Source organism: Acinetobacter equi (genome assembly GCF_001307195.1).
GTDB classification, from domain to species: Bacteria; Pseudomonadota; Gammaproteobacteria; order Pseudomonadales; family Moraxellaceae; genus Acinetobacter; species Acinetobacter equi.
In genome coordinates, this window is sequence record NZ_CP012808.1 from 1,232,332 (window position 1) to 1,253,464 (window position 21,133).

The following is a 21,133-nucleotide window of genomic DNA, read 5'->3' on the forward strand; positions in this document are numbered from 1 at the left end:
TCATGACTTAAAAAAGCCCGCATTTTGCGGGCTTTTTTTATATATTATGAAGATTTTTCTTCCGCATGCTTTAACATGACATAAATTTCATCTTTAAGTTTCAATTTTTTACGCTTTAATACATCAATTTCATCAGAGGTACTTGTGACTACATCTTTTTCTAGACGTAAAATTTCATGATCTAATGTATTATGTTCATCAAAAATTTTTGCAAAATGAGCATTTTCTTGTTTCAGTTGGCTAATTAAACTTCTGTATTCGGGAAACATATTTTCTCCTTGTTATATCTTAATTAAATAATATTAATTAAGTGATAAAGATTAATAAAAATAATCTATTTATACATCCTAATAAAAAATCATATTGGAAAGCTAATTATAATATGTATCTGGATGTTAATATTTTGTATAACAAAATCATTTATTTTATGCCTTAAAATTTTTAGAAAAGAGTTTGTAAGGCTCAAATAAAAGTTATATTTTTAGATGTTGTTTTTTGTAGATAATAATAAAAACCAATAACTTTAAATATTCTAAAATTATTGGTTTTGACATGAATTATTGATTTTGAGATGCTTTAAGTATTTTATACATCTCATCTTTAATTTTAAGCTTTTTGCGCTTTAAAACTTCAATATTGTCATTAATTTGATTCACTGGATTTTGTTCCAATGAAATAATTTGCTTGTCGAGTTCCTCATGATTCTCGAACATTTTTGCAAAATGTGGATTATCTTCCCTGAGTGTGGCAATCACATCTTTAAATTCAGGGAACATATTTTTATATTTTTTATTACAGTCTTTCATTTTCATCAGTGTCAAAATCCTCATAAAAAATCAGATGATAAGGGGGACTCATATGTTTATAAGCATATGAGCTATGACGAATTGCATTTAATTTGGATGCAAATATTTTACTTTTCGACGTAAGTGTTGTACTTCATCAATGAGATCTAACATCATTGCAACAGCAGTTAAACTAGCATTAAAATCTCGTTGTAAACGATATGCACGAAGTGCGATAGTGACATCTTCGCCAAAAAACTGATGAACACGTTCATCTGGACGATCGGGTAAAATATCATATTCGAGCAGTTGTAAAACCCATTCAGGGCTTTGCCCACAAGCTTCTGCAAAATGATTTAAATCGAAAGATATGTTTTCATCTACGATTTGAGCTTCAATGCAATCGCCACAGACAATTTCACGATAATGTATAGTTGTCATGATTTGCTCCTTAAGATTGACGAGGCTTAAAGTGAGTAAATGCATCTGCAAATACTTGATAAGCAGCTTGTTCTGCTTCAGTGTTTGCAGGTGGATTTACAATATTAAGTAACAAATAAAGATGACCGGGAGTCTTGCTTGGAATTCCTTTATCTTTTAGTCGCAATTGCTGTCCTGTACGACTATTTTTAGGTAAATTTACTTGTACTTTATTTCCTGCTGGAGTCTGAATTTCAATTGCTTGACCTAAGGCTGTTTCCCAAGGTGCAACATCAATTGATTGATAGATATCAGCGCCATCTACACGAATTTTTTCTGTGTGTTTGTAACGTATTTCAATATATAAATCGCCATTCGTACCTCCATTTATACCTGTTTGTCCTTGTCCTGACAATCTTATTTGTTGTCCATCCTTCATCCCTTTTGGAATTTTAACTTCTAAGGTTTTACGTTGTACTTCAGCTTCTCCATATGCATTTAATGTTGGAATTTGCAAAGTAATATTCTGTGTTGAACCATGAAAGGCAATATCTAAATCGATGTCTAGGCTTGCATGTTGATCATCGCCTTTGAAACTTCTATGTTGTTGTCTTTGGTCTCTTTGATATCCATAATCGGAACCGCCAAATCCTGTACCAAAGCGTCCAAAAAGATCTTCAAACCCTGAGAAATCATATTGTTCATGATTGCCTTGAGTATTTTGATAATATTGATTTGAACCTGAATCAAAATGATTAAATCCATTTGGATGTTCTAATTCAAAATCGTATTGCTTTTTCTTTTCATCATTACTAAGGGTGTCGTATGCAACGTTGATTTCTTGCATTTTTTCTTCGGCATCGACTTCTTTGCTAATATCAGGATGATATTTTCGTGCTAATTTACGATAAGCCTTTTTGATTTGTTCAGGTGTTGCATCTTTTTTAACACCTAGTATTTCATAAAAATTTTTTGCCATTTGGGATTCTTAAAATTATTAAGTAATACCTTTATTATTACCACAATAATTGTATAAAAAATTAGCATTATCTGAGTTAATCTTTACGAATCATGACAATGTAACATTAGATTAATAATCGTAAGTATCTTTGGGGGGAAATAATAAAAAATGAATAGTTGTATAAAATTTATGGTCTTTTGAAGTAAAAAAGGATGGAAAACTCCATCCTTTGGATCAAACTTAAATTAACTTAAATGTTCACCAAATAAGCCTAAAGCTTGTTCTGCTGTAAATGTATATTTGGCATTACAGAATTGGCAATCCATTGAAATTGGATTTTGATGTTCTAACGTTTCACGTACTGCAGAAACACCAATTTGTTGAAGTGCAGTTTCACAGCGTTCTTTAGAACATGTACAACCAAATTTTAATGTTTCAACTTCAGGTAAACGAACTTCTTCTTCGTTATATAGACGATATAGAATTTCATTTGCCTCGAGTTGGGTTAACTCATCTGCTTTCAATGTTTCGGTTAACATTGTAAGTCTTGGCCATAAATCTTCATCAACTCGTTTTTGTTCTTCCTCATTATTACGAGGTAAAAGTTGAATAAGTAAACCACCAGAAGTTTGTTCATTACTTGCAAGAACAATACGTGTTGGAATTTGTGCAGATAAGTCATAATACTGCATTAAACAACCTGCCAGAGTAGGCTGGTCTAGCGGTACAATACCTTGGTAACGTTCACCAAATTCAGGTTCAATATTAATAAATAAAACAGGGCTGATTAAAGAAGATAATACAGTGCTACTGTCATCTGCTTGCGTGAATCTAGAATCAAACTCATAATCTGCTAATGCACGAACTTCGCCTAAGTGATTACACTCAGCCATAGCCCATTTGAAGCTACCAGAAGCTTGAATTTGTAAGCTAATACGACCTTTAATTTTAAGTGTACTTGCTAATAAAGCTGTTGCACTGAGCATTTCACCTAACAGAATTTTTACTGCTGGCATATAATCACGTTGTGCCAAAATCGTTTGTAAAGCTTCTTCAAGATGAACGACTTCACCACGAACAGGGCTATCTTCAATAAAAAAGCGTTGGCGTAAATCAGACATAAAATTCTCCATAACCCCGTTTAAATGGTGATGATTTGTAAAAAGACAAGCTATTTTACACTATCTCTTGTGACATCAAGACGCTGAGAATTTAAATGTCGTTTTAAATTGACACCAGTTACAGGCTCATCACGATTTTGAGCATCATTTTCAAACAAATGTTCGAGCTCTGCTAGAGCATTACGATGAGTACTATATATTTTTTGTTCATCTGTATATACATGTTGTTGTTGAGCAAGGAGCTTTTCATCATAATCTCTAAATAGCTCAATACTTTTATAAGCATCTTCTTCGCTGATCCCCATTTGGCAAAGTGTTTGATATGCCATACCAAGTGAGGATAAATACGTTTCACGCCAAATATATTCAACACCAAGATCACGTAATAAGTGAACATGATGTCGATCACGGGCACGAACCAAGAGTTTGAGATCTGGATAATTTAATTTGATATGACGAGCGATATTCATGCAATCTTCAATATCATCAATGGTCAGTAAAAATAACTTCGCATGTTCAATACCTGCAGCTCTTAAAATATCAGGTTGAGTTGCATCACCATAATAAACTTTACCACCATAATTTCTGACGAAGTCAATTTTTTCTAAGTTGTTATCTATGGCTGTAAATTTCAAATGCTGAAGATACGAAACACGAGCAACAATTTGTCCAAATCGCCCAAAGCCTGCAATGATAATTGGGTGATGAACTTCTGATTCGGGAATTTCATCATAAATTGGTGCTTTTTCTTTCTCTAAAAATATGTTCATTAATTTTGTCACAAGCAAATATAATAATGGTGTTAATACCATAGAAAGTGTGACGATTAATGTGAGTGGTTCTAGCATAGCTTGAGTAATAATTTTCTCAGTTTTAGCAACACTTAAAACAACAAAAGCAAACTCACCACCTTGAGCTAAGCAGGTTCCTAGCAATAAACTATTTCGCCATGAAAATTTGTAGTAACGAGCAATTGCTGTTAGTGCAATAAGTTTAATGGTGAGTAAAGCGAGTGTTCCGCCAACAATGAACCAAGGAATTTCAACCAGTAACGAAAGTTGGGTTGTCATACCAACAGCCATAAAGAACAGCCCAAGGAGTAGCCCTTTAAATGGAGCGATACTGGCTTCTAGTTCATGTCTAAATTCAGAATCTGCTAATAGTACGCCTGTTAGAAATGCACCAAGCGTCGTACTAATTCCAAGTAAATCCATTAATGCTACAACAGTGAGAACAATAAATAGTCCTACTGCGGTAATTAACTCGTGAGCACCACTTTTGGCGACAAAGCGGAAAAATGGACGCATCAAATAGCGACTAAACAAGAATAATCCTGTAAAGGCGGCAACAATTGCTGCGAAATATGCAATGCCATGATGTGCTGATTCACTTCCTGCTAATAATGGTAGTATGGCAATGAGTGGAATAGCAGCAATATCTTGGAATAATAAAATGGAAAAGGATTGTTGCCCGTAAGTGCTATTAAGTTGTTGTTTTTCAGTTAAAAGTTGTAAGGCAAATGCGGTGGATGAAAGTGCTAGTGCACAACCTATGACAAAACTAGCCTGAATACTTTGCTGTAATGCAAAGAAAATAAGCGTAATCAGAAGAATAGAAGTGATTCCAACCTGAAGACTACCCATTAAAAAAATGGATTTTCTCATTTCCCATAGACGTTGTGGTCTGAGTTCAAGACCAATCAGGAACATCAGCAGAATAACGCCTAATTCAGAAATTTCTTGAATTTGTTCAGGATTACTCGCGAGATTAAAAACACTAGGACCTAATAAAATACCTGTGAACAGATATCCTAGAACTGTAGCAATACCAAAACGTTTCAGTAATGGAACTAAGAGCAAAGCTGCACCGAGAAAAATTGTAACTTGCAACAGTAAAGACATGGATTAATCCTAAGTGTATTTATTTGCTATATTTTTGAAAATAGAAGATATATTTAGCTCAATTCCTGAGGATCTATATCTAAGCTTAGTTTCATATTTGATGGCTTTTGATGCAACATATTTTGCCACCATTGTCGGATGTAAAAATGTAATTTAGCTCGATCTTGTGATAACAAAACCATATGTGCTTGATAACGTCCAGCTTTACGTTCCATTGGTGCAGGAATAGGTCCCCAAATATCAATAAGCTCATTTGCATTTGTTCTTAGGTTTTGAGCATATCCTTGTAAAAAGTCTTGATTCAATTGTTGATTTTTAGATTCACATCGAATGAGTGCTGTATAACGATAAGGTGGTAATAATGCCGCTTTACGTTCTTTTAAAGTCTGATGAGCAAAAGCACGATAGTCATGATTTACCAAAGTGCTTAATAGGGGATGATCTGGACGTAAAGTCTGTAAATACACATCACCTTTTTTCTCTCCACGACCTGCACGACCTGAAACTTGAACAATGAGCTGTGCCGTTCGTTCAGGGGCTCTAAAATCAACACTTAATAAGCCCGAATCTATATCTAAAATGGTAACAAGTGTGACATAAGGAAAATGATGTCCTTTGGCTAACATTTGTGTACCAAGTAAAATTACAGGTTCGCTGGTTTGAATACGATCATAAATTTTTTGCCAGCTACCAACACGACTTGTGGAATCTCGATCAACACGGATAACGTCAACATTAGGAAATAATTCATTCAAGCTTTCCTCAACTTTTGCTGTTCCCATACCAATTGGTTTGAGTTCTTCGTGATTACATTGCGGGCAGTGATCAGGCTTACGGTGAATCGTACCGCAATGATGGCAGTGTAAGTGAGAATATGGCTGATAATGTAGAGTGAAATTGGCATCACAATTTGGACATTTTGCTTGCCATGCGCAGCTATCACAGATAAGTACAGGTGCATATCCACGTCGATTTAAAAAGATAAGAACTTGTTCTTTGCGTTCAATTCGTCTTTTTATTTCACCAATGAGTAATTGGCTGATGCCATGTTGTTTTGGACTCACTTTTAAATCAAGTACATGCATTTTGGGCATAAGGGCTGAACCTGCACGCTGATTGAGTTCTAATAATTTGAGTTTGCCTTGTTCTACAAGCGCATAGCAGTCAATACTTGGTGTTGCGGAGCCTAGAATAATTGGACATTTTTCTAAATGTGCACGATATAAAGCGACATCTTTTGCATGATAACGAAAACCTTCTTGTTGTTTAAAAGAAAGATCATGTTCTTCATCTAAAATAATTAAACCTAGGTTTGGCAGGGGAGTATAGATTGCTGAGCGCGTCCCTAAAATAATAGATGCTTTTCCCGATTGAGCATGTTGCCATGCTTGTAAGCGTTTTGAGTCATTTAAACCTGAATGTAACAAGACAATATTACAATGGAATCTAGATTGAAAACGGCTAATTGTTTGAGGAGTTAAACCAATTTCAGGCACAAGAACAAGAACTTGTTTTCCCTGTTTTAGGACTCGTTCCATGACTTGTAAATAGACTTCAGTTTTACCACTCCCCGTCAATCCATCTAATAAAAATGCTTGGTACTTATTTTGTGCTTTTAATATGGTATCAATGGCCTTTCTTTGATCTTCATTTGCTGTGAGAGGCATTTGTGCCAAAGTCATTGGCATTGGGCTTAAATCTTGTTTTTCATGCACACATTTGCAAATGTCTTTTTTGGCTAAAGCTTTTAATGTTGCAGTTTCAATACCTGCTAAATTCAAAATATTTTCTGTTGTTCCTTGAGGATGAAGCTTTAGAATTTTATAAGCTTCTTGTTGTTTATCTGAGCGTTTAATTTTTGTTTCAGCATGCTCATCCAGTAAGATCCAAACTCGAGTTAATAGATCAGCGGGCTTTCCTTGACGTAATAACGTAGGTAAAGCACTTTGTATAACTTCTCCAATTGGAAATTGGTAATATTGTGCTGACCATGTCAATAAACTTAAAACTTTTTCATCTAAAATTGCATGTTCATCTAAAATTTCTGTAATAAATTTTAGTTTGAATTTTGTTTGAATGGGTTGATTGGTTGGAAGTTTTTCTACAACAATGCCAACTAGATTTTGGCGACCAAAAGAAACTGAAACTCGAGCACCAAGATGAATATGCTGATACTGCTCTTCTGTCACCAAATAATCGAAAGTGTCGTAAAGGTGTACAGGCACAGCAACACGAATACGATAATTGGTTGAGTTTGTTTCTAAAGTTGTTGGCATAGCGATGTCAATAATCCTATAACAGTATAATCGTCGTGCTAGAAAGTGCGTTATGTTAGAGTATATGGAATAATATAATGCAGAATATGAATAATTTTAGTGTTTTCAGTGTGACTGAACTAAAATAAAAATGAGGATGAAAAGAGCATCACAATGCCAGCATATCAGTTTACCGCTATAGATGGATTAGGAAAGCAAAAAAAAGGTGTGCTTGAAGGGGATTCTGCACGTCAAATTCGTCAACAATTACGAGAACAGGAACTTATTCCTATTTCAGTAGAGCCTGTTGAGCAAAGACAAAACATATCAAAAAGCACGTGGTTTCAAAAAAAATTAACAGCCTATGATTTGGCATTAATGACCAGACAATTATCTGTATTAATTGCTGCGTCTATTCCATTGGAAGAGGCGGTTAAAGCAGTTGCAAAACAAAGTGAAAAAGCACATGTACAAAGAGTATTGTTATCTATTCGTTCAAAAGTTTTGGAAGGGTATTCTTTTGCGAATGCTTTGCAACAATCAGGACGTTTTCCAGATTTATATATTGCAACAATAGCTGCAGGTGAGCGCTCAGGGCACTTAGATTTAATTTTAGATCAGTTGGCTGAATATACTGAAAATCGATTTGCGATGCAGAAAAAAATTCAAGGTGCCATGATTTACCCTATGATTCTTATGCTGATGTCTTTTGCAATTGTGATGGGGTTAATGACGTATGTCGTCCCTGATATTGTAAAAACTTTTGAGCATAATAAAGATGCTTTGCCTTTGCTCACAATTGCCTTAATGAAGACGAGTGATTTTATTCGAGCATCTTGGCAGTATTTGACTTTAGCTGGTATGGGGGGGATTATTTTATTAATTCGATTTTTAAGAACAACAGCAGGGCATTATGCTTTTGATCGAATAATACTCAAACTGCCATTATTTGGTAAGCTTTCACGTGGTATTAATGCTGCACGATTTGCAAGTACGTTATCTATCTTGACTCAGTCTGGAGTACCCTTGGTCGATGCGCTCAAAATTGGGGCTGCTGTAAGTAACAATTGGGTGATACGAGATGCTGTGAATTTGTCTGCTGAAAAAGTCACAGAGGGTGGAAATTTATCAACACAGTTGGAGCGTAGTGGTTATTTCCCTCCTATGATGGTACAAATGATTCGAAGTGGTGAAGCATCAGGTGAATTAGATCTAATGTTAAGTCGAGCATCGAGTATGCAAGATAGAGAAGTGACCACATTTATTTCAACTTTATTGGCATTATTAGAACCATTAATGCTTGTTTTTATGGCAGGTATTGTTTTGGTAATTGTAATGGCGGTGATGTTGCCAATTGTGAATATGAACAATATGATTTGATGATAAAAATATGCGAGAAATTGGAATGAAAATGAAAAGGCTAAATAAGCAATCAGGCTTTACCTTAATTGAAGTGATGGTTGTGATTGTTATTTTGGGTGTTTTAGCCGCGTTGGTTGTTCCTAATGTGATGGGTAAAGTAGATTCATCTAAAATTAAAACAACAGAAATCACATTAAATAGTGTGGCAAAAGAGTTAGATGCTTTTAAAATGGATAATAACCGCTATCCAAATTCTCAGGATGGTGGATTAGAAGCTTTAGTTACTCAGCCTGCAAATGCTAAAAATTATCCGATTGGTGGATACTTAAAGAAATATCCTAAAGACAGTTGGGATAATGACTTGCAATATGTTAATCCAGGCTCAGATGGTCGTCCTTATGATTTATATTCATTAGGTGCAGATGGAAAAGAAGGTGGTGAAGGTACCGATGCTGATATTTACTATAAATACTAATTCATTGTGAAAAATGAAGAGTGTTTTCTATAGCACTCTTCAAATAATAAAAATAATTCTTTAAAAATATCAGAATTAAATTTTTATAAAGAGTCTGTTATGTATAAAAAAATATTTAAATTAAGCTTAATTTTTTTTATTCCCTTCTATTTGATCAGCTGTACTGCAATGGTTTGGCATGAAGGTAATGGCATGTTCTCAATGGGGAAAGTTTGGGAAGAACAAAACAAAACGATATATAAAAAAAAGCTTCTGAAAAAAGATGAGTTATTGGGTTTGGTGCAAACTCAGTCGAGTCAAGATACTCAATTATTTATTATTGGAAAAAAGTACGGTTATAAAGTTTTGAGTGGGCAAGATGAGGCATTAAAAATTGTTAATTCGAATACGGGTATTCAGTATTGGCGTTTAAAACAAGAAGAAGAGTGTAATGAATGTAAGCTTGAAATATTTTTTGATGATGAAACATCAACAGATCAGCATTTGATATTTTACACGACTATGACTTTATACTATGTGAATCCAAACATAACAGAGCAACAAAATGTAGAACTTCTAAAAATAGGAGCTAAGAAAAGGACAGTGATGGTTAATACAACGGAAAGACAAGAAATTTATATAAAAACAATTGATTTAAAAGGAGAGGTTGTTGGTTTAAATAAGCAATTTAAAGCTCTAGAACATCAAAAATTTAGTCAACCATATTCTATAGAACTTTATGATAGAGATATAAGCACTAGAACAAGTAAGGCTAACTATCCACTTTTATTAAAAAAAATCGCTGTAACACCGTTTACATTGTTAGCTGATATTGTGGTAGTTCCACTTTTTTTAATTATGGATGCAAATCATTAAATATGTTGTTCATTTAATTTTAGCAATGTTTTGATCATAATTTGGTGTAAAATTTAACTCGACTTATTAATGTTGCGTTGAACGAATGTCTGAAATTAAGCCTACTTTGTCTTTACGATATATTTTAACTCTTGAAGAATCTCAAGATGGTTTTGCTTTAGCAACATTTGGAAAAAAGCAATTTACCCGTTTTATTACACCAGTAATTAGTATTGCAATTATTGTTTGGGGTTTTTACCTTGGTCTTGATGGTGTTGGTGGCTATTACGTTGCTTTAGGTGCTTTTTTCTTAATTTTACAAATTTTAATGCGCTATTGGTTTTTACCAATGATGTTTAAACGTCAGTTTGTAAAATATCAAATTGGTAAAAGTGAGCAAGGTATAGATTTATATCAAGAAAAAGCTGAAATTTTTAGTAATGGACATAAAAGAGAATTTGAATATTCAAATGTACAAAATTTTGCAATTGGTCGTTTAACCTATATGTTAGAGTTGAAAATGGGACAATCTAAAAATCCTACAGCGGTGATTGTACCTAAAAGTGCATTTAAAGATGTAGCAGATCAAACATTATTTGAAAATACTTTCAAAAAATAATATTGAATAAATAAGCAAGGAAGATGATGAATACTCGTCCATCAAAAATTGTCTGTGTCGGTCGTAGCTATGCAGATCATGCAAGAGAATTAGGTAATGCAATTCCTGATAGACCTGTTCTTTTCATTAAACCGCCAAGTAGTTTAAGTTCTTTAGAAGCTGATATTTCTTGGAACGAAGCTTTAGGTAGTTGTCATTATGAATGTGAATTAACATTACGTATTGATCAAACTTTAAAAGCTGAAACAGATCCACAAAAAGCTTTAGCAGCAGTGGGTGCAGTTACTTTGGGTTTAGATTTAACACTGCGTGATTTACAAGATGATTTGAAGAAGAAAGGTCAGCCTTGGGAACGTGCTAAAGCTTATGATGGTTCATGTGTTTTAGCAGATTGGGTTGATGTTTCTGAAATTGCTGACTGGGATAAAGTAAATTATACCTTGCATGTTAATGATGAATTACGTCAGCATGGAAATACTGAATTCTTGATTTTTGATATCGGTGCATTATTGGTTGATATTAATCAAGTATTTACGTTAGAGGCAGGTGATGTCGTGATGACAGGAACTCCTGCTGGAGTGGCAGCATTACAATCTGGTGATCAATTAAAAATGACTTTAAAAGGTCGTAGCCAAGATTATATTTGGACAACTGCTGTCAAAGCATAAAGTCTTTTCAATTCAATAAAAAAGGACTGCTTTAGCAGTCCTTTTTTATTAATCTTTAAGGAGATGTTGAAACTTACTATGAAGTTTTAATAATTTCGGTGGAATTGCGAAGTTGCAATAACCTTGAGTTGGGTTCTTCACAAAGAAACTTTGATGATATTCTTCAGCAGGGAAAAAAGTTGGTACTGGAGTAACTTCAGTCACAATATTCAAATCTTCTGCTTTTAATGCATCTATCGCTTGTTGTGCAAGTTGCTTCTGTTCTTCATCATAATAATAAATTACAGAACGATATTGTGTTCCAATATCATTACCTTGGCGGTTTAATGTTGTTGGATCATGTGTTGCAAAGAAAACATCTAGAAGATGTTTATATTGAATTTGAGTTTCATCAAAATCAACTAAAATAACTTCTGCATGGTTTGTATCACCTTTGCACACTTCTTCATAGCTAGGATTGATGGTATTTCCACCGGCATAACCACAAGTGACTTTCTGAACACCGATTAAGCGTGAAAAAATAGCTTCTGTACACCAGAAACAACCTCCACCAAAGAGTGCTTGTTGCATGGTAATATCCCTAAAAAATACTCGGTTTTATATATAGGGGCATTTGTGGAAAATTACAATGTATCTTTTATAAAAAAAGCTTACCGAAGTAAGCCTTATATTTGATTAACGAGGCTGAATAACACTTTCAAATTCAAGTACAGGGTTACCATGACGATCAAGTAGTTTTAAAGTTCTATTAAATACTTGGTAATGGGTTACTTTTGCTAAAGCTTCATTAAATTGTTGATCTAAATTATCATTATTCATACAAGCCATACGAGTAGATGCTATTTGTTCAAGCTCTAAAGTATCTTTTCCTGCTTTATACGCACCTGTAAGACGATTACAGCCATCGGTACCAGTCACGCGATGTGTTGCTTCATCAAACTGGAGGCTAGCACGATTAGGTGCATCATTATTGTAAACGATCGTTGATTTACCAATTTTGGTAGCAACCCAAGTTGTATTTTGTAAAAGTGTTAAATTTGTTGCTGTCATATTTGCAGAAGTACTTGGAGTAGATTGACAACCTACAATTGCCAAAGTTGAGCTTAAGATAGTAATAGCGAACAATTTTTTTAACATTTTTAAATCACTTTTAAATTGATATATTTCTAATATAAACAGAAAACTAGAAAACACATAGCACTATTTGTATAGATCATTTGCCTATTTATAGCCTTATTGTTGCATACCGTTGAAAACGTGAATTTTAAGGTGCAAGGTCTTTGCGTATTAATGCAGAATATTGCTCACTAGTGAGTTGTTTGTTTTCAGTTTTAGGATTAACGTGAGCATGTTGATACCATTGCTCTATAGTCCAAGCATGACTAAATGCATGTAAATCGTATAAATAATTAGGTAAATATCCAGAAAGTAATAAACGATAATCTGAAGGATATTCATGATGACTTACAGCCTGTGCCATATCAAAAACAAGTGTGGTGCAATTACTTGTTAATGTGTTGTACCATTTAGGTGTTTGTTGTAATTCTTTAGCTGTTAATAAATATTCTTCAAATAATGCACGCATTTCTGCTTTTGGCATGTGAATAGGGAAGAAATAAACCTCTTCATTACGAATATTACTACGTGTAAAAATAATATCTTTTTCATCAGCTGCAATTAAGCTCAGCTCAAATTTTCGGAAGAATCCCCCTAAGGCAGAAAATGACTCACCTTTTTCTTTACGTATTTCAATGGAAAAGGTCAGTGGGGCACTATTTTCAAAATCAAAACTCACTAAGGTATGTGCAATTTGTGGTCCCATCCAATAAGATGTGATGACATTAATACCAGAAATTTTACTTAAATCGACAGTGCGGTTTTCCCATTTTTCATCATAGTCATTTTCAGAGCGCCAGTTAAAATTACGAACATTATGAAGCGTGACTAAATTGCCATGTTGCTCATAGCTAAGTTCACGAGAAACTTCAGGTGCCCAATCTCGATCTTGTCTAGCTGAAATACTAAAATAGCCTATAAGGCTACAGATAAAGGCGAGACAATAAATAATATTGCACAGATGACGGAGAAAAACGTACTGAGTAAAATGAAAGCCTAAATTAATTGTGGCGAGCACAATCCAAACAACAATTAAAAATATACTAAAAATAAGGCCAAGTGGTTGTTGAAACCAAATGACCATACAGACCCAAATTGAAGTACATACAACAAAAAGAGCAAAGAGGGTATGGAAAAAATATTTTCCAAACTGTGCTAGTTTTGATGATGTTTTTGTTTGTTTAGTTTGGGTCATTATTGATCTAAATTCTAAAAATTAGTGTTTATTTTCTATATGTTGCGAACTCAAAAGCAACCCCAGTTTTGTCATCAATATGTTGTTCAGATGCCACTTTTTTAAATTCATTTGGAATTTCTGGATAATGAGCATCACCTTGAACATCTAATTCAACATGAGTAAGTTCCAAGCGATCTGCAATATCAATTGTTTGCTTGAAAATTTCACCGCCACCAATGATAAAAATAGTGTCGGGCTTTTCTGATGCTTTTACATCTGTCACAGCTTGTTGTAAGGCATCGTCAATACTATGAGCTATTTTTGTACCTTCAAAAGCCCAGTTTAAATCCCGCGTAATAATCCAATTCACACGTTTTGGTAACGTACGGCCCATAGATTCTAGGGTTTTACGTCCCATCACTACAACGCCACCTTGGGTAATTTCTTTAAAATGTTTTAGGTCAGCAGAAATATGCCAAGGCAAGTCATTACCTTTACCAATACAATGCTTTTGATCCATTGCAACAACGTGCACAACTTCTAAATTTTGAAATGCCATATAAGACTCTAATTTAGTCAGTCCTCCTTTTAAAAGGAGGATAAATTCGCGAAGTAATTAAACTGCAACAGGTGCTTTAATTGCAGGATGAGACTCATATCCAATAATTTCAATATCTTCAAATTTAAAATCAAAAATATCTTTAATTTCAGGATTTAACTTTAATTGGCAAAGTGCTAATGGTTCACGTGTGAGTTGTAATTTTGCTTGTTCAAAATGGTTGGCATATAAATGCGTATCGCCACCTGTCCATACAAAATCGCCTACTTGCAAATCACACACTTGCGCAATCATATGAGTTAAAAGCGCATAACTTGCAATATTGAATGGCACACCTAGAAATACATCGGCACTACGTTGATACAGTTGGCAAGATAATTTTCCATCTTGAACAAAAAACTGGAATAAAGTGTGGCAAGGTGGTAATGCAACTTGACCAGCTTCTTGTGGGTTCCAACCTGAAACAATTAAGCGACGTGAATTAGGATTGGTTTTAATTTCATTTACTAGCCATTTTATTTGGTCAAAACCATCTTGTTCATATAGACCATTTTCTTTTTTAGTCGCACCGAAGTTGCGCCATTGATGACCATATACAGGACCTAATTCACCTTCAGGACGACCAAAACGTGCAGTTTGTTCTGCCGTAGCCCATTCATCCCAAATAGAGACTTTATTGTCTTGAAGATATTGAACGTTGGTATCACCTTTTAAAAACCACAATAGTTCCACGACAATTGAACGGAAATGAACTTTTTTTGTGGTTAAAATAGGAAAACCTCTGGATAAATCGAAACGCATTTGATGACCAAACACCGACCGAGTACCCGTTCCAGTACGGTCGCCTTTATCACCACCGTTATCAAGAATGTGTTGGAGAAGGTCTAAATACGCTTTCATAGAAATCCTATTAATTTCCCTTATTCGATTAATAATAAGGGGATAAGAAAATTGATTTAATGTGGGGAGTTTATACTATTTAGTACTAATTTTTAAGACAAGATATTATTTAAAATCTGACTAGTAAAAGATATATGTAAGATGAATTAGTGATCATTTAAATTAATATAAAACAATTATTTACATTGACATATTTTGAATTAATTGTAAGAGCTTATGTTTTAATTGTTAAGAATGTTTCTAAATATATGATTTTATTGTATTTAAAATATATAATACAATAAGTGTATTCCTAAAAGTTTCTAAATTAATAAAAATGATAAATTAGATTTATGTGATATCAGGGTTATAATCGAATAAATAGAGAATTACACCCAGTCCAGTGGAGCAAATCGACATGGCAGGCGAAACCCAAAAAGCAAAAACATTATATGATAAATTATGGGATGACCATTTAGTAAAACAACGAGATGATGGTTCAGCTTTACTTTATATCGATCGTCATTTATTGCATGAAGTGACATCACCACAAGCATTTGAAGGTTTACAACTTGCTGGTCGTAAACCATGGCGCTTAAGTGCAAACGTTGCAACACCAGATCATAACGTACCAACATCAACAAAAGAACGTTCAGAGGGTATTTCTGGAATTGAAGATTCAACATCTCGAATTCAGGTTCAAACTTTAGATGATAACTGTAAAACATTTAATGTCGTTCAGTTCGATATTAACGATGTACGTCAAGGTATTGCACATGTAGTTGGCCCTGAACAAGGTTTAACCTTACCTGGTATGACAGTAGTATGTGGAGATTCTCATACTGCAACACATGGTGCATTTGGTTGTTTGGCACATGGTATTGGTACATCTGAAGTTGAACATGTATTGGCAACTCAATGTTTAGTACAAAAGAAAATGAAAAACATGTTGGTACGTGTTGACGGTAAATTAGGTCAAGGCGTAACACCAAAAGATGTTGTATTAGCAATCATTGGTAAAATTGGTACTGCTGGTGGTACTGGTCATGCAATTGAGTTCGGTGGTCAGGTATTCCGTGATATGTCTATTGAAGGTCGTATGACGGTATGTAATATGGCAATTGAAGGCGGTGCGCGTGTCGGCATGGTCGCTGTAGATGATAAAACCATTGAATATGTAAAAAATCGTCCATATGCACCGAAAGGTGAGCAGTGGGATCATGCGGTTGAATATTGGAATACTTTGCATTCTGATGAAGGTGCTCACTTTGATACGGTTGTTGTATTACAAGGTGAAGAGATTGAGCCACAAGTGTCTTGGGGCACATCTCCTGAGATGGTGATTCCAGTTTCACAAGCTGTACCAACATTAGAACAAGCAAAAGATGATGTTCAACGTAATGATTGGACACGTGCATATCAATATATGGGCTTGGAAGCAGGTCAAGCATTGGCTGATATTCAATTAGATCGTGTTTTTATTGGTTCTTGTACAAACTCTCGTATTGAAGATATTCGTGCTGCAGCTGAAGTTGCGAAAGGCAAAAAAGTTGCAAACTCTATTAAGCAAGCGATGGTTGTTCCGGGTTCTGGCTTAGTTAAAGCGCAAGCAGAAGCTGAAGGCTTAGATAAAATTTTAATTGAAGCAGGTTTTGAATGGCGTGAACCAGGTTGTTCAATGTGTTTGGCAATGAATGCCGATAAATTACAACCAGGTGAGCATTGTGCATCAACTTCAAACCGTAACTTCGAAGGTCGTCAAGGTAATGGCGGTCGTACTCACTTAGTGAGCCCAGCAATGGCAGCAGCAGCAGCGATTGCAGGTCATTTCGTTGATGTACGTTCATTCTAATAGGAGCAAACAACATGAAAAAATATACCGTTGAACAAGGTATCGTTGCACCATTAGACCGTGCCAATGTCGATACAGATTTGATCATTCCAAAACAGTTTTTGAAATCAATTAAACGCACAGGTTTTGGTGAAAATTTATTTGATGAGTTACGTTATTTGGATGAAGGTTTTTTAGGTCAAGATAATTCTAAACGCCCTAAAAACCCAGATTTTGCTTTAAACCAAAAACGTTACCAAGGTGCATCAATCTTGATTTCACGTGCTAACTTTGGTTGTGGTTCAAGTCGTGAACATGCGCCGTGGGCATTGGAAGAGTATGGTTTCCGTACTGTTATTGCGCCAAGTTATGCAGATATTTTCTTTAATAACAGCTTTAAAAATGGCATGTTACCTGTGATCTTGTCTGAAGAGATTGTAGATCAGTTATTTAAAGAATGCTTTGCAACGGAAGGTTATCAATTAACAATTGACTTAGAAGCACAAGAAGTTCGTACGCCATCTGGTGAAAGTTTTAAATTTGAAGTTGATCCATTTCGTAAGCACTGCTTGTTAAATGGTTTAGATGATATTGGCTTAACTTTACAAGCTGCGGATGATATTCGTGCTTATGAAGAAAAAACGAAACAATCAAGACCTTGGGTATTTAGTGAAATTAAAGGCTAATTTCTAGAAAATTTAGTCGTAGATAAGCATCTAATCTCTTGATACTATCAAACATAATTATGGTGATAGCTTTAGGGATTTAAGGTTGGGCCTCTGCATGACTAAATCTATAGGAATACTTGGGGTTTTTAGTTTGATTGTACTCATGCTGGTAGGCTGCCAAGCTTGGGATACTGTTCGAATTAAAAATATTAAAGAAACTGAAAGCATGAAAAAAAATGCATTGGTTTTTTGCGAGGGAACTGAAGTTTGTGAATTTGAACGTCTAGATACAATTAACATTGTTGATGAAAATAGATATCAAATTAGTGATGAAGCGATTGAGCAAGGGCTGGTTCGTTTAAAAGGGACTTCACTGAAACATCCTAATGCATTGTATCTTTCAGTTTTGCCTCAACAGCATGAAGTTGTGATACGTTTTTATCCAATCTCAAAAAATAAGGCTGAAAAATTGGTGGTAATTCATCGGTTTGAGCCAAATAGAAATTATACCTTTAAGATGTATCGCAATCGTGGTACTGGGACTGGTTCATTATTAAATGTTTCAGCACCTGAACCATTATGTGTAGATTTGATTGAAGGTCAAAAAACCATACGTCGTTTTTGCAAACCTTATAATGTTCTTAACGGACTTGGAGAGTTTGCAGAAAAAAAAGTTAACAAACGTCAGTAGTTTACTGATTTAAAGAATGGAAATCCTCATGTCTAAACATATTTTGATTTTACCTGGTGATGGTATTGGCCCAGAAATTATTAAAGCTGCGGAACAAGTACTCGCACGAGTAAACGAAAAATTTAATTTAGGTTTGACGTGGGAGGAAGGTTTATTGGGTGGTGCTGCTATTGATGCGCATGGTTCACCTTATCCAGAAGTAACAGCTGAACAAGCAAAAAAAGCAGATGCTATTTTATTAGGTGCAGTGGGCGGTCCTAAATGGGATACGATTGAGCGTTCCATTCGTCCTGAGCGTGGTTTACTTAAAATCCGTAGTGAATTAAATTTATTTGCAAATTTACGTCCTGCAATTTTATACCCACAACTTGCAGATGCTTCCAGTTTAAAACCTGAAGTTGTTGCTGGCTTAGATATTCTTATTGTTCGTGAATTAACTGGTGGTATTTACTTCGGTCAACCACGTGGTATTCGTGAATTAGAAAATGGCGAGAAACAAGGTTTCAATACTGATGTTTATGCTGAATCTGAAATCAAACGTATTGCGAAAGTTGCATTTGAATTAGCAGGATTACGTGGTGGTAAAGTATGTTCTGTCGATAAAGCAAACGTACTTGAAGTTACTGAGCTTTGGAAGCAAACAGTTACTGCTTTGAAAGAAGAGCAATATCCAAATATTAACTTGTCACACATGTATGTTGATAATGCTGCTATGCAATTGGTACGTGCACCAAAACAGTTTGATGTTATTGTGACAGGGAACTTGTTTGGTGACATCTTATCTGATGAAGCAGCAATGTTGACAGGTTCTATTGGTATGTTGCCATCTGCATCTTTAGATGAAAATGGTAAAGGTATGTATGAACCATGTCATGGTTCAGCACCTGATATTGCTGGTCAAAATATTGCAAACCCATTGGCAACGATTCTTTCTGTTGCAATGATGCTTCGTTATACTTTCCGTGAAGAAGTGGCTGCTAAGGCAATTGAAGATGCTGTCGGTGCTGTTTTAGATCAAGGTTTACGTACAGCAGATATTTTATCTGAAGGTGCAACAAAAGTTGGTACAGTGGAAATGGGACAAGCTGTTGTTACAGCATTGAACTAATTTAAAACTATTTTGTTGTAAGAAAACGTAGCCAAGTGCTACGTTTTTTTATGGAAATAAGAGTTTTATGTAAAAAATTAAGTTTTAAAAATCGTAAAAAGAAATGTAAAGAATAGAAAAAAATGAGGTAGAAGATATTTTTTGATAAAATTTGGGGGATAAAAATGCAAGGCTTCAATTATATAATTGAAGTCGAAAAAGATAATAAAAAAGCCACTAGATAAAAGTGGCTTTTAGCTTACTAACGCTTAGCGTGCACGGTAAGTAATACGACCCTTAGTTAAATCATAAGGAGTCATTTCTACTTTTACACTGTCGCCAGTCAAAATACGAATATAGTGTTTACGCATTTTACCAGAGATGTGGGCGATAACTTCGTGACCGTTTTCTAAACGTACACGGAACATAGTATTAGGAAGCGTTTCGGTGACAACGCCTTCGAACTCGATGAGTTCCTCTTTATTGGCCATAGCCTACCTGAGTATCAAATTGGAAAGGCGCAAATTATAGTCAATTTTTTTGCAAATTACAAGATTAGAGGGCTTTGAGAATGATCATCTGTCATTCAAATAGATGAATTTGGTGTTTAAATAATTTCAACAAATATTGTAGCGATGCTGTTGTCAGTTTGGTCAATCGAAGTTAATCTTAAATTCTAAGATTGGGATAGATGAATAGAGCAAGGAAGATTTTTGTGGGTCAGCTAACAGATGCATCCGTTGTTTTACGACTAGGCTATCAAGCTATTCGACGTTCAGGATTACCAACAGAAGAAATATTAACAAAAGCAGGTGTTGCATTAACACAAGTAGAAGCAAATGATCGAACACCTTTTAGCGCTCAATATGCATTTTGGGTTGCTGCAGAAGAAGTTAGTAAAGATCCAGATATTGGATTGCATTTAGGTGAAAACTTACCACTATATCGTGGGCAGGTGATGGAGCATTTATTTGTATCTTCTGAAAATTTTGGAAAAGGTCTTACTCGTGCTTTAGCTTATCAACGGCTTATTAGTGATGTTTTTTCTGCTAAATTAGTGGTTGAAGATGATCGTTGTTATTTAACCAATGGTTTGCAACGGTCACCTGAAAATATTGTAAATCGTCATTTTTCTGAATGTGCGATGTCAGGCATTATTCGCTTTTTTAAATTTATTACAGAAGGACATTTTAAGCCCTTATATATTGATTTTAATTTTAGCCAAGGTGCACCTGATGATGAATACTTTAGGGTTTACGAATGTCCTGTGAGCTTAGGTCAGGCAGAAACTCGATTGTATTTTGAACCATCTATTTTAGAACATCCACTTTGGCAAGCAGAACCAGAATTGTTACAGTTGCATGAGCAATTAGCATTAGAAAAATTACAAGAGTTGGCTCGTTATGATTTGGTGGGGGAAGTCCGACGTGCTATAGGTTCAACGCTTGAAAGAGGAGAAACAACCTTAGAAACCGTTGCAGCACAGTTAAATATTACTCCACGTCGTTTAAGAACTCAGTTAAGTGAAGCGAATACCAGTTTTCAGCAAATTTTGTCAGATTACCGTTGTCGTTTGGCAAAGCGTCTTCTTGCGAATACAAGTGAAAGTGTTGAGCGAATTGTATATTTAACAGGTTTTTCTGAACCAAGTACATTTTATAGGGCATTTAAACGCTGGACAAATGAAACACCTGTTGAATATAGAAAGCGTAAACAGCGCTAAG

General features: G+C 34.9%; 23 protein-coding genes. 10 read left to right on the plus strand and 13 right to left on the minus strand.

Features of this window, described 5'->3' with window-relative positions; all coding sequences use genetic code 11:
* Positions 1 to 44 precede the first annotated feature (44 nt).
* The 7 genes from AOY20_RS05685 to AOY20_RS05715 form a co-directional block, all read right to left on the minus strand.
* On the minus strand, positions 45 to 269 hold the full coding sequence (locus AOY20_RS05685) for an HP1242/YdcH family protein (protein WP_054580966.1): 225 nt from the start codon (positions 267 to 269) through the stop codon (positions 45 to 47).
* A gap of 288 nt (positions 270 to 557) precedes the next feature.
* A complete protein-coding gene (locus AOY20_RS05690) occupies positions 558 to 812 on the minus strand; it encodes an HP1242/YdcH family protein (RefSeq protein ID WP_054580967.1) in 255 nt (84 codons plus the stop codon).
* Between the two features lie 81 nt (positions 813 to 893).
* Positions 894 to 1,226: a chaperone modulator CbpM gene (locus AOY20_RS05695; RefSeq protein WP_054580968.1), complete on the minus strand. Its 333-nt coding sequence runs from the start codon at positions 1,224 to 1,226 to the stop codon at positions 894 to 896.
* Between the two features lie 10 nt (positions 1,227 to 1,236).
* Entirely contained in the window at positions 1,237 to 2,184 is a 948-nt protein-coding gene (locus AOY20_RS05700; RefSeq protein WP_054580969.1) for a DnaJ C-terminal domain-containing protein, read from the minus strand.
* Positions 2,185 to 2,411: 227 nt separating this feature from the next.
* Positions 2,412 to 3,287: an Hsp33 family molecular chaperone HslO gene (hslO, locus tag AOY20_RS05705; protein ID WP_054580970.1), complete on the minus strand. Its 876-nt coding sequence runs from the start codon at positions 3,285 to 3,287 to the stop codon at positions 2,412 to 2,414.
* Between the two features lie 50 nt (positions 3,288 to 3,337).
* On the minus strand, positions 3,338 to 5,188 hold the full coding sequence (locus tag AOY20_RS05710; RefSeq protein WP_054580971.1) for a monovalent cation:proton antiporter-2 (CPA2) family protein: 1,851 nt from the start codon (positions 5,186 to 5,188) through the stop codon (positions 3,338 to 3,340).
* Between the two features lie 53 nt (positions 5,189 to 5,241).
* Complete coding sequence (locus tag AOY20_RS05715) at positions 5,242 to 7,464, minus strand: primosomal protein N' (protein ID WP_054580972.1); 2,223 nt, start codon at positions 7,462 to 7,464, stop codon at positions 5,242 to 5,244.
* A gap of 153 nt (positions 7,465 to 7,617) precedes the next feature.
* On the opposite strand from AOY20_RS05715, the gene gspF reads away from it, so the two are divergent.
* From gspF to AOY20_RS05740, 5 genes are all read left to right on the plus strand, one after another.
* Entirely contained in the window at positions 7,618 to 8,823 is a 1,206-nt protein-coding gene (gene gspF / locus AOY20_RS05720) for a type II secretion system inner membrane protein GspF (protein ID WP_054580973.1), read from the plus strand.
* A 25-nt stretch (positions 8,824 to 8,848) separates the two neighbouring features.
* The gene (gene gspG, locus AOY20_RS05725) at positions 8,849 to 9,280 is read left to right on the plus strand and encodes a type II secretion system major pseudopilin GspG (protein WP_054582547.1); all 432 of its coding nucleotides are present in this window, start codon (positions 8,849 to 8,851) and stop codon (positions 9,278 to 9,280) included.
* 99 nt (positions 9,281 to 9,379) lie between these two features.
* Positions 9,380 to 10,135 (plus strand): hypothetical protein, encoded by a 756-nt coding sequence (locus AOY20_RS05730; protein WP_054580974.1) that lies wholly within the window; start codon positions 9,380 to 9,382, stop codon positions 10,133 to 10,135.
* Positions 10,136 to 10,220: 85 nt separating this feature from the next.
* A complete protein-coding gene (locus tag AOY20_RS05735; protein ID WP_054580975.1) occupies positions 10,221 to 10,733 on the plus strand; it encodes a hypothetical protein in 513 nt (170 codons plus the stop codon).
* A 26-nt stretch (positions 10,734 to 10,759) separates the two neighbouring features.
* Positions 10,760 to 11,401, plus strand: a complete 642-nt coding sequence (locus AOY20_RS05740; RefSeq protein ID WP_054580976.1) for a fumarylacetoacetate hydrolase family protein — start codon at positions 10,760 to 10,762, stop codon at positions 11,399 to 11,401.
* Between the two features lie 48 nt (positions 11,402 to 11,449).
* On the opposite strand, the gene msrA is transcribed toward AOY20_RS05740, so the two are convergent.
* The 5 genes from msrA to thyA all read right to left on the minus strand — a co-directional run bounded on the left by msrA (position 11,450) and on the right by thyA (position 15,153).
* A complete protein-coding gene (gene msrA, locus AOY20_RS05745) occupies positions 11,450 to 11,971 on the minus strand; it encodes a peptide-methionine (S)-S-oxide reductase MsrA (protein ID WP_054580977.1) in 522 nt (173 codons plus the stop codon).
* A 105-nt stretch (positions 11,972 to 12,076) separates the two neighbouring features.
* Positions 12,077 to 12,538: an META domain-containing protein gene (locus AOY20_RS05750; protein WP_054580978.1), complete on the minus strand. Its 462-nt coding sequence runs from the start codon at positions 12,536 to 12,538 to the stop codon at positions 12,077 to 12,079.
* A 127-nt stretch (positions 12,539 to 12,665) separates the two neighbouring features.
* Positions 12,666 to 13,712, minus strand: a complete 1,047-nt coding sequence (locus AOY20_RS05755) for an Lnb N-terminal periplasmic domain-containing protein (protein WP_054580979.1) — start codon at positions 13,710 to 13,712, stop codon at positions 12,666 to 12,668.
* Between the two features lie 28 nt (positions 13,713 to 13,740).
* Positions 13,741 to 14,253 carry a dihydrofolate reductase gene (locus tag AOY20_RS05760; protein ID WP_054580980.1) on the minus strand — a complete coding sequence of 171 codons (513 nt, stop codon included), beginning with the start codon at positions 14,251 to 14,253 and terminating at the stop codon, positions 13,741 to 13,743.
* A 57-nt stretch (positions 14,254 to 14,310) separates the two neighbouring features.
* Positions 14,311 to 15,153, minus strand: a complete 843-nt coding sequence (thyA, locus tag AOY20_RS05765) for a thymidylate synthase (RefSeq protein WP_054580981.1) — start codon at positions 15,151 to 15,153, stop codon at positions 14,311 to 14,313.
* Between the two features lie 397 nt (positions 15,154 to 15,550).
* Between thyA and leuC the strand changes: the two genes are divergently transcribed.
* The 4 genes from leuC to leuB all read left to right on the plus strand — a co-directional run bounded on the left by leuC (position 15,551) and on the right by leuB (position 19,430).
* A complete protein-coding gene (gene leuC / locus AOY20_RS05770; RefSeq protein ID WP_054580982.1) occupies positions 15,551 to 16,984 on the plus strand; it encodes a 3-isopropylmalate dehydratase large subunit in 1,434 nt (477 codons plus the stop codon).
* A 14-nt stretch (positions 16,985 to 16,998) separates the two neighbouring features.
* Positions 16,999 to 17,649, plus strand: a complete 651-nt coding sequence (gene leuD / locus AOY20_RS05775) for a 3-isopropylmalate dehydratase small subunit (RefSeq protein ID WP_054580983.1) — start codon at positions 16,999 to 17,001, stop codon at positions 17,647 to 17,649.
* 97 nt (positions 17,650 to 17,746) lie between these two features.
* Positions 17,747 to 18,322 carry a hypothetical protein gene (locus AOY20_RS05780; RefSeq protein WP_054580984.1) on the plus strand — a complete coding sequence of 192 codons (576 nt, stop codon included), beginning with the start codon at positions 17,747 to 17,749 and terminating at the stop codon, positions 18,320 to 18,322.
* A 28-nt stretch (positions 18,323 to 18,350) separates the two neighbouring features.
* The gene (leuB, locus tag AOY20_RS05785; RefSeq protein ID WP_054580985.1) at positions 18,351 to 19,430 is read left to right on the plus strand and encodes a 3-isopropylmalate dehydrogenase; all 1,080 of its coding nucleotides are present in this window, start codon (positions 18,351 to 18,353) and stop codon (positions 19,428 to 19,430) included.
* Between the two features lie 248 nt (positions 19,431 to 19,678).
* Here the strand turns inward: leuB and infA are convergent, their stop codons facing one another.
* Positions 19,679 to 19,900: a translation initiation factor IF-1 gene (infA, locus tag AOY20_RS05790; protein WP_001284370.1), complete on the minus strand. Its 222-nt coding sequence runs from the start codon at positions 19,898 to 19,900 to the stop codon at positions 19,679 to 19,681.
* A gap of 224 nt (positions 19,901 to 20,124) precedes the next feature.
* On the opposite strand from infA, the gene AOY20_RS05795 reads away from it, so the two are divergent.
* On the plus strand, positions 20,125 to 21,132 hold the full coding sequence (locus AOY20_RS05795) for an AraC family transcriptional regulator (protein WP_054580986.1): 1,008 nt from the start codon (positions 20,125 to 20,127) through the stop codon (positions 21,130 to 21,132).
* Position 21,133 lies beyond the last annotated feature (1 nt).